The sequence below is a fragment of the Caballeronia catudaia genome, assembly GCF_001544755.2.
In the GTDB taxonomy this organism is placed as follows: domain Bacteria; phylum Pseudomonadota; class Gammaproteobacteria; order Burkholderiales; family Burkholderiaceae; genus Caballeronia; species Caballeronia catudaia.
This window is the reverse complement of sequence record NZ_FCOF02000144.1, coordinates 1-788: the sequence shown is the minus strand read 5'-3', so window position 1 is coordinate 788 and position 788 is coordinate 1. Positions and strand designations below refer to the sequence as shown.

Here is a 788-nt window from a genome sequence, read left to right as displayed (position 1 = left end):
GCTCGGCCCGGAACTGACGTTTGACCCGGTCCAGCGGGCACGGCACCGCATCGTCGCGCTGCGTCGTCTTGATCCGGCGCCCACGCCGCACACCTTCGAGGCCCATCACCTTCATCAGGCGTGCAACCGTGCAGCGCGCGACCTTTACGCCATCGCGCAACAACTGGCGCCAGACCTTGCGCACTCCATACACGCCGAAGTTCTCGTCCCAGACCGCCCGGATGAGGACCTTCAGTTCAATATCGCGACGCGCTCGTGCTGACCATTGCTCCGGATCGCTGCGCCGCCCGGCGTGCCGGTAATACGTCGACGGCGCGATCGGCAGCAGGCGGCAGATCGGCTCGATACCGTAGACGTCGCGATGCTCGTCGATGAACGCGATCATGGCTTCGATCGGCGGTCGAGCTCCGCCTGCGCGAAATATGCGGAGGCCTTGCGCAGGATCTCGTTGGCCGTGCGCAGCTCACGATTCTCGCGCTCCAGTTCCTTCAGACGCGCCAGTTCCGAAGTTGTCGCGCCCGCTCGTTGGCCACGGTCGCGCTCAGCCTGAATGATCCAGTTGCGAAGCGTCTCGCGCGACATCCCCATCTTCGAGGCGATCGAGCGGATCGCCGCCCCCTGCGTTTGATACTCGTGTTGGTGCTCAAACACCATCCGCACCGCTCGCTCACGGACCTCATCCGAATATCGCGTCCCAGTGGGCTTCCTTGCCTTGCCTTCGCTTTCCATGCTTCAAATCTCCCGTTACAGCCAAGATCCGAAGTCTCCTACATTTCCGGGGCGGTTCA

The 788-nt window shown here is 63.3% G+C and carries 1 pseudogene and 1 other annotated feature; the pseudogene reads right to left on the bottom strand.

The features are described 5' to 3' along the window. A pseudogene (locus AWB75_RS39120) lies at positions 1–729 on the bottom strand (IS3 family transposase); the annotation flags it as partial. After that, positions 311–427, bottom strand: a sequence feature (AL1L pseudoknot). It overlaps the preceding pseudogene by 117 nt. Positions 730–788: the final 59 nt, after the last annotated feature.